The sequence below is a fragment of the Hydrogenophaga sp. genome (genome assembly GCF_048549895.1).
Lineage (GTDB): Bacteria > Pseudomonadota > Gammaproteobacteria > Burkholderiales > Burkholderiaceae_C > Hydrogenophaga.
In genome coordinates, this window is the sequence record NZ_JBLYYB010000122.1 from 1 (window position 1) to 8,223 (window position 8,223).

Consider the following 8,223-nt stretch of genomic DNA (forward strand, 5'->3'; position numbering starts at 1 on the left):
GCGCGGTCGGTGCGCTCCCAGACGAACTCGGGCTCTTCGCGACCGAAGTGGCCGTAGGCGGCGGTCTTGGTGTAGATCGGGCGCAGCAGGTCCAGCCTCTGGATGATGCCTTTGGGACGCAGGTCAAAGTGTTCATTCACCAGGGCTGCGATCTGCTCGTCGGGGATCACGCCCGTGCCTTCCGTGTACACCGTCACGTTCATCGGGCGGGCCACGCCGATGGCGTACGCCACCTGGATCTGGCACTGCTTGGCCAGGCCGGCGGCCACGATGTTCTTGGCCACGTAGCGCGCGGCATACGCCGCCGAACGGTCGACCTTGGACGGGTCTTTGCCGGAGAAGGCGCCGCCGCCGTGCGGGCAGGCGCCGCCGTAGGTGTCCACGATGATCTTGCGGCCGGTCAGGCCACAGTCGCCCTGCGGGCCGCCGATGACGAAGCGGCCGGTGGGGTTGATCAGGTACTTGGTTTCCTTGAGCCACTCTTTCGGCAGCACCGGCTTGATGATCTCTTCGATGATGGCCTCAACAAACGAGGCCTTCATCTTGGTGGGCGTCTCGCTCTGGTCGGGGCTGTGCTGGGTGGAGAGCACCACGGTGTCGATGCTGTGCGGCTTGCCGTCCACATAACGCATGGTCACCTGGCTCTTGGCATCGGGCCGCAGGAAGGGCAGGCGGCCGTCTTTGCGCAGCTGGGCCTGGCGCTCCACGAGACGGTGCGCGTAGTAGATCGGCGCGGGCATCAGCTCGGGCGTCTCGTCGCAGGCGTAGCCGAACATCAGGCCCTGGTCGCCAGCGCCGATGTTGAGGTGATCGTCGGAGGCGTGGTCCACGCCCTGGGCGATGTCGTTGCTCTGCTTGTCGTAAGCGACCAGCACGGCGCAACCCTTGTAGTCGATGCCGTAGTCGGTGTTGTCGTAGCCGATGCGCTTCAAGGTGTCGCGCGCCACCTGGATGTAGTCCACATGCGCGTTGGTCGTGATCTCGCCGGCCAGCACCACCAGGCCGGTGTTGCACAGCGTTTCGGCGGCCACGCGGCTGCGGGGGTCCTGGGTGAAGATCGCGTCGAGGATCGCGTCGGAAATCTGGTCGGCAACCTTGTCGGGGTGGCCTTCAGAGACGGATTCGGAGGTGAAAAGAAAGTCGTTCGCCATGGTTAAACTCCAAGTTGGTTGATCGGCGTTGCCGGTCTGTCAGAGTTCGGCGAACGCTTTAGCGGAATTTGTGAATCGCCCCGCAATTAGTTCAGTAACTCGGCGATGGGCGAATTCTAGACCAAGGTCCGTGCCCGTCCCGCCCCCACCACCGCCTTGGCCCCGCTGATCCACTTCCTGTTTCGCACATTGAGCCTGTTGCCGTTGCCGGTGCTGCACGCGCTGGGATGGGTGCTGGGCTGGGCCAGCTTTGTGCTCTCGGGCCGCTACCGCCGCCGCTTGCTGGCCCATGCGAAGCAGGCGGGGTATTCGACAGGCGTTGCGCTGAGCTCGGTGGGTGAGGCCGGCAAGCTGGTGGCCGAGTTGCCGCGCCTGTGGCTGGGCCGCCCGGTGCGTGTGCAGTGGCGTGGCGCCGAGCACATCGAGGCGGCGCAGGTGGGGGGTGCGGGTGTGTTGTTTCTGACGCCGCACCTGGGCTGTTTCGAGATCACAGCCCAGGCCTATGCCGAACGCTTTGGCGCCCGCCACCCCATGACGGTGCTGTTTCGCCCGGCGCGCCAGGCTGCGTTGCGCGACCTGGTGGCGAGCGCGCGGCAGCGTCCGGGCCTGCACGCCGCCCCCACCACGCTGGCGGGTGTCAAGCAACTCATCAAGGCGCTGAAGGTGGGCGACGCGGTGGGCCTGTTGCCCGATCAGGTGCCGCCCGATGGCCAGGGCGTGTGGGCACCGTTTTTTGGCCGAGACGCCTACACCATGACGCTGTCTGCGCGGCTCGCACAGAGCGGCCACACGAAAGTGCTCGTGAGCTGGGGTGAGCGGCTGAGCTGGGGTCGGGGCTTTCGGGTGCACGTTCGACCGCTCGATTCGCTGGACGGCGACGCCTCGGTCGCAGCACGGCAGATCAACCAGGCGATGGAGGCGCTGGTGCGAGAATGCCCGGCGCAATACCTCTGGTCGTACGACCGCTACAAGAGCCCAAAGACCTCGCGCTGATGTCCGACCCCATCCCCGCTTCCGACCACCAACTGCCGCCCGGCGGCATCGCCAACCGGCTGGGCCTGGTGTTCATGCGCGTGCTGGCTGCGCTGCCGCTGCCTTGGGTGCGAGCGCTGGGCTGGGTGCTGGGGCAGGTGCTGCACACAGTCGCTGCGCGCCGCCGCCGCATTGCGCGCGCCAACTGGGGCATTTGTTTCCCCGAGCAAAGCACAGCCGAGCGCAACCGTGCCGTGCGCCGGCATTTTGTGTTGTTCGCCCAGGCCTGGATGGACCGCAGCTGGCTGTGGGAGGCCAGCGACGCCACCATCCGCAGCCGCCTGAAACTCACCGGCGACCTGCAGGCGCTGGCCGGCAACGAGCCCACCGTGCTGTTTGCACCGCACTTCGTGGGCATGGACGCTGGCTGGACCGCGCTGACCGCGCACCTGGAGCGTCGCTTTTGCGGCATCTACGCCGAGCAGCTCAACGCCGACGTGGACCAGTGGATGACCCAGGGCCGCCAGCGCTTTGGTGAGCCCCACATCGTGGCCATGCGCCAGGGCCTCAAGCCGCTGGTGGCCGCACTCCGCCAGGGTTTGCCGCTGTACCTGCTACCCGACATGGACTACGGCACGCGCGATTCGGTGTTTGTGCCCTTCTTTGGCGTGCAGACCGCCACCATCACCTCGCTCTCCCGGTTTGCGCGCATGGCCCGCGCGCGCGTGGTGCCCGTGGTCAGCCGCCTGACGAGAGAGGGCTACGAGGTGACGGTGCATTCGCCATGGATCAACTACCCCACGGGCGATGTGGAGGTGGACACGGCCACGATGAACACCTGCCTCGAAGGTTTCATCCGCGCGATGCCCGAGCAGTACTACTGGGTGCACAAGCGCTTCAAGACGCGACCAGAAGGCGAGCCTTCGTTTTACGCAGGCCTCTGAGCGCCCGCGCTCAAGCGCTCAGAAAGGCGCCCATCAGCGCCGCCAACTGCTGCGGTTGCTCGTGCACGATCCAGTGTGTCGCCCCAGGCACGCGTTCAATGCGCAGATCGGGCACAAAGCCATCCAGGCCGTCCAGCAAAGCTTCGGGCAAGGCCGTGTCGCCCAAGCCCCAGACCACCAGCGTGGGCACCTTCACGGTGACCCGCTCGCGCGGCAGCTGCACGGCCACAGCACCCGGATCGTTCGCGGTGGGCGGGCGCAGCGGCGAAGCCGCGTAGTAAGCACAGGGGCCGTGCAGGCCCTGGCGCCAGACGTCGCGGTAGCGGTCCCGGGTGGCGTCGTCCAGCCAGGCCATGGGGCCGCTGTCGGCCGCCATGTTGGTGAAGAAGGGCCACAGGCGCGCGAAATCGTTCTCGGCGAGCAGCGCAGGCGCGTCCGGGCGCGCGAGGAAGTTCATGTAGGCGCTCGACGCCTGCTGCGTGGGTGAATTCGCCAGTTCGCGTTGGAAGGTGGCGGGGTGGGGCGCATTGACGATGCCGAGCCGGCGCATGGCCGACGGACGCTGCGCGGCCACGCTCCAGGCGAGTGCACCGCCCCAGTCGTGCGCGATCAGGCAAGCCAGCTGACCCGGCGTGGGGCTGTCTTGCGTGATGACGTCGATCAGCGCGGTGAGGTCCTGCACCAGCGGCTTGGCGCGGTAGGCCGCCACCTCGGTGGGGGCGCTGGACTGTTCATAGCCGCGCAGGTTGGGCGCCACGCAGCGGTAGCCGCCGTTCTCGGGCCTGGCGAAGTGCGCGAGCAAGGCGTCCCACACAAACGCGGCTTCGGGAAAGCCGTGCAGGAACAGCAGCACCGGCCGTCCGCGTTCGCCAGCGGCGCGGCAGCTCAGCGTGATGCCGTGCGGCAGGGTTTGTTGAAAGGTGTCGATCATGGCGGGCTGTCTCCGTGGGCCCGCACACGGTCAGTCGAGGGCGGGCGGCTCGTCTTCGGGTTCTTCGGCCGGGATCGGCGCGGCCACGGCGGGGCCGTCTTCGTGCGTCCAGCGCCAGAGCATCTGGGCCACTTCGTCCAGGCCCTTTTTCTTCAAGGCCGAGAAGAGTCTCGCCTCGCCACCACCCGACTGCAGTCGCGCAATCGACAGCGCCTTTTGCGCTTCGGCGTGGTTGAGCTTGTCGGACTTGGTGAGCAGCACCAGGAACTTCAGGCCTTCCTGGACGCGCGGGCGGATCACCTCGAGCAGGATGTCGTCGAGCTCGGTCAGGCCCAGGCGCGGGTCGATCAGCAGCACCACACCTTTGAGGTTTTCGCGTGTGAGCAAGTAGTTGCCCATGACGCGCTGCCAGCGCAGCTTGGCCTCGCGCGGCACCGCTGCGTAGCCATAACCGGGCAGGTCGGCCAGCACGGCGTCGGTGACGCCTTGTTTGCCGAGCGAGAACAGGTTGATGCTTTGCGTGCGCCCCGGCGTCTTGGAGGCAAAGGCCAGGCGCTTTTGCTGCGTCAGGGTGTTGATGCAGGTGGATTTGCCGGCGTTGGAGCGGCCGACAAAGGCCACCTCGGGCACGGTCAGCGGGGGCAGGTGTTCGAGCTGCGGGGCGGTGGTGAGGAAGCGCGCGGTGTGCAACCAGCCGTGCGCGATCTTCACATCGGGGTTCTGCGGATCGGCGGGTTTTCCAGCGTTGGGTGTCCGGGCTTGGGGGCTCTTGGCGTCCGCGGACGGGGAAGCAGGGGGTGTGGCTGGAGTGTGGTTCTGGGTCATTGGGGGGTTTTCCCGAGAGGGCATTGTAAAATCGAATGGCTGTAACCCGACAGATCGCGAAATTCTTCAACCCGAACACGTCGCTCGCGACGCCCGTCCCGTCATGAAATTGCCTGTTTCCCTTCTTTGCGCCGCTGCTGCTGCGGCTTTGTCGTTCAGTGTCCAGGCGCAGTCGGTCAAACCCGATCTGGCCAAAGGCGCGGCGCTGTTTGGTCAGGCCTGCGTGGCCTGCCACGCGGCTGACGGCAACTCCACCACACCGGTCAACCCCAAACTGGCGCAGCAGCATCCCGAGTACCTCGTCAAGCAGCTGCAGGAGTTCAAGTCGGGCAAGCGCAACAACGCCATCATGAAGGGCTTCTCTGCAGCCTTGTCTGACGACGACATGCGCAACATCGGCTACTGGCTGGCTGCCCAAAAAGCCACGCCAGGTGCTGCCACCGACAAGGATCTGGTGACCCTGGGCGAGCGCATTTACCGCGGCGGCATTCCCGACCGCCAGATTGCCGCCTGCGCTGGCTGCCACAGCCCCAACGGTGCCGGCATTCCTTCGCAGTACCCGCGGCTGTCGGGCCAGCACGCCGAGTACACCGAGACCCAGCTCAAGCACTTCCGGGACGGTACCCGCGCCAACAACATCCAGATGACGGGCGTGGCCGCCAAAATGAACGACCGCGAGATCAAGGCGGTGTCGGACTACATCGCCGGTCTTCGCTGAGACCAGGTCAAGGGCTTTGCCCTTGGGTTGTTGCCGGGATATAAGCAGTCATTAATATTTGCCGGCACAATGCGATAAAGCCTCTCGGCGTTGAACCGCCAGCGAAAAACAACATCACAACAGGGCGCGTTCCGGGAACATCGGAACCGCCCTTTTTGTTGAACCGTTCTCCCCACCGCTCCATGACCGTTTCCACCCAAGGCCTGCACATCCGCACCGGCTCGCGCATCGTCAGCGAGACGGTGGAGCTGTTGTCGTCGATGCGGTTTTCGATCTCGCTGCTCACCGTCATCTGCATCGCCTCGGTGATCGGCACGGTGGTCAAACAGCACGAGCCGTTCAACAACTACGTCAACCAGTTCGGGCCATTCTGGGCCGATGTGTTTGCCAGCGCCCACCTGACCTCGGTGTACAGCGCGTGGTGGTTTTTGCTGATCCTGGCATTTCTGGTGGTGAGCACCAGCCTGTGCATTGCCCGCAACACGCCCAAGATCCTGACCGACTTCAAGGTCTACAAGGAAAACATCCGCGAGCAAAGCTTGAAGGCCTTTCCGCACCGCGCGGAAAGCACGCTGGTGGAGACGCCGCAGGCCGCGGCCAACCGCATCGGCCAGACGCTGCTGGGTTCGGGCTGGAGGGTCAAGCTGCAGTCGCGCGACACGCCGCAAGGCCAGGGCTGGATGGTGGCGGCCAAGACCGGCGCCGCCAACAAGATCGGCTACATCGCGGCGCACAGCGCCATCGTGCTGGTCTGCATCGGCGGCCTGCTCGACGGCGACCTCATGGTCCGAGCGCAGACGTGGTTCAACGGCAAGTCGGCGTTCACGGGTGGTGGCCTGATCGCCGATGTGCCGGCCCAGCACCGCCTCTCGTCCAGCAACCCCACCTTCCGCGCCAACCTGCTGGTGACCGAAGGCACGACCGCCAGCACGGCCATCCTGGCCCAGCCCACCGGCGTGTTGCTGCAAGACCTGCCGTTCTCGGTCGAGCTCAAGAAGTTCATCGTCGAGTACTACGAGACCGGCATGCCCAAGCTGTTCGCCAGCGACATCGTGATCACCGACTTCGAGACCGGCGAGAAGAAGGAAGCGCGCGTGGAGGTGAACCACCCGGCGAGTCACCGCGGCATCAACATTTACCAGTCGAGCTTTGACGACGGCGGCTCGCGCGTGAAGCTGCAGGCCGTGCCGTTGAACCGGCCCACGCGGCCCTTCGAGATTGAAGGCACCATCGGCGGATCGAGCGCCTTGAGCAACGGCGACGACAAGCTGGTGTTGGAGTACACCGGTCTGCGCACGATCAACGTCGAGAATTTTGCCGGCGTGAACCCGGCGGCTGCGGGCGTGGATGTGCGCAAGGTCGACCTGCGCAGCTCGATCGAGAGCCGCCTGGGCAGCGGGCACAAGACCACCACCGAAAAAACCCTGCGCAACGTGGGCCCGAGCATCACCTACAAGCTGCGTGACGCGGCTGGCCAGGCGGTGGAGTACCACAACTACATGCTGCCGATGGAGATCGAGGGCGCCCGCATGTACCTGCTGGGCCTGCGCGAGACGCCGTCCGAGCCTTTCCGCTACCTGCGCATTCCGGTGGACGAGAACGACAGCATGGACGGCTTCGTGCGTCTGCGCGCCGCGCTTGACGATCCGCAAATGCGAGAACTCGCTGTGCGGCGCTATGCGGTGTCTGCGGTGGAAGATGGGCGCCCGGAACTGGCCGAAGCCCTGGTGGCCTCGGCCACACGCGCACTCGCCCTGTTTGCCGGGGTCGAGCCTGCCGCGCAGATCACGCCGGTGGCGAACGCCCCTGCCACCAAGCCCCCGGTGCAGGGCGGCTTGCAGGCCGTGTCGAATTTCCTCGAAAACAATGTGCCTCAGGCCGAGCGCGAGCGCGCCAGCGAGGTGCTGGTGCGCATCCTGAACGGCACGCTGTTCGAGCTGTTGCAGATCAGCCGCGAGCGTGCTGGTCTCGCGCCGGTGGAACGCAACGACGCCACACAGCAGTTCATGACGCAGGCCGTGATCAGCTTGAGTGACACCTTTTTCTATCCCGCACCCATGACGTTCCAGCTCAAGGACTTCACGCACGTGCAGGCCAGCGTGTTCCAGGTCGCGCGCGCGCCGGGTCAGAACATCGTCTACCTCGGCTGTCTGCTGTTGATCGTGGGCGTGTTCGCCATGCTCTACGTGCGCGAGCGCCGCCTGTGGGTGTGGCTCGCGCCGTCGGCTGACCAATCGTCCACCGCCACCATGGCTCTGTCGTCCAACCGCAAGACGATGGAAGCCGACCGCGAATTCGAAGTTTTGAAGACCCAGTTGTTGAAGGTGCCAGCATGAATACCGCCACCGCGAACCAGACCATCGAACTGAAAAAAGACCGGGGTGGCCAAGGCCTCGAGCCCAGCTACTTCGCGCGCCGCAATGTGTGGGATTGGCTGTTTGCCGCGTTGGTCGTGGCCGGCACGGCCATCGCGTTTGCGCTGTACGGCGCGTCCATGGACGGTTACGAGAAGGCCATCCTGGCGGGCACCGCCCCGTCCTTGATCTGGCTGGGCTGGTTCTGGCGGCCGCTGCGGGCCCTGTCGGTGACGGTGGCGGCGTTTGCGCTGCTGGCGATCTGGCTGTACCAGACACCTGCGGGCACCGCCGATCTGGCGCGCGCCGACCAGATGTTCATGCTGAC

At 65.7% G+C, this 8,223-nt stretch carries 7 protein-coding genes and 1 pseudogene; 5 read left to right on the plus strand and 3 right to left on the minus strand.

Annotation, left to right across the window (positions count from 1 at the left end):
* Window positions 1-1,151 (minus strand): methionine adenosyltransferase (metK, locus tag ACN4F8_RS12685; RefSeq protein ID WP_419473919.1); only part of this gene is annotated, 1,151 nt, incomplete at its 3' end.
* Window positions 1,152-1,307: 156 nt separating this feature from the next.
* Between metK and ACN4F8_RS12690 the strand changes: the two genes are divergently transcribed.
* Together ACN4F8_RS12690 and ACN4F8_RS12695 are read left to right on the plus strand one after the other, a co-directional pair.
* Window positions 1,308-2,144 (plus strand): lysophospholipid acyltransferase family protein, encoded by an 837-nt coding sequence (locus ACN4F8_RS12690; protein ID WP_419473920.1) that lies wholly within the window; start codon window positions 1,308-1,310, stop codon window positions 2,142-2,144.
* Window positions 2,144-3,067 carry a lipid A biosynthesis acyltransferase gene (locus ACN4F8_RS12695; protein ID WP_419473921.1) on the plus strand — a complete coding sequence of 308 codons (924 nt, stop codon included), beginning with the start codon at window positions 2,144-2,146 and terminating at the stop codon, window positions 3,065-3,067. The genes ACN4F8_RS12690 and ACN4F8_RS12695 overlap by 1 nt, the downstream gene beginning before the upstream one ends.
* A gap of 10 nt (window positions 3,068-3,077) precedes the next feature.
* On the opposite strand, the gene ACN4F8_RS12700 is transcribed toward ACN4F8_RS12695, so the two are convergent.
* On the minus strand, window positions 3,078-3,998 hold the full coding sequence (locus tag ACN4F8_RS12700) for an alpha/beta fold hydrolase (RefSeq protein ID WP_419473922.1): 921 nt from the start codon (window positions 3,996-3,998) through the stop codon (window positions 3,078-3,080).
* A gap of 30 nt (window positions 3,999-4,028) precedes the next feature.
* A complete protein-coding gene (gene yihA / locus ACN4F8_RS12705) occupies window positions 4,029-4,823 on the minus strand; it encodes a ribosome biogenesis GTP-binding protein YihA/YsxC (RefSeq protein WP_419473923.1) in 795 nt (264 codons plus the stop codon).
* 103 nt (window positions 4,824-4,926) lie between these two features.
* On the opposite strand from yihA, the gene ACN4F8_RS12710 reads away from it, so the two are divergent.
* From ACN4F8_RS12710 to ACN4F8_RS12720, 3 genes and pseudogenes are all read left to right on the plus strand, one after another.
* Window positions 4,927-5,541, plus strand: coding sequence for a c-type cytochrome (locus ACN4F8_RS12710; RefSeq protein WP_419473924.1), 615 nt, complete (start codon window positions 4,927-4,929; stop codon window positions 5,539-5,541).
* 182 nt (window positions 5,542-5,723) lie between these two features.
* Window positions 5,724-7,877, plus strand: coding sequence for a cytochrome c biogenesis protein ResB (locus ACN4F8_RS12715; protein ID WP_419473925.1), 2,154 nt, complete (start codon window positions 5,724-5,726; stop codon window positions 7,875-7,877).
* Window positions 7,874-8,223: pseudogene (locus ACN4F8_RS12720) on the plus strand (c-type cytochrome biogenesis protein CcsB); the annotation flags it as partial. The gene ACN4F8_RS12715 and the pseudogene ACN4F8_RS12720, both read left to right, overlap by 4 nt.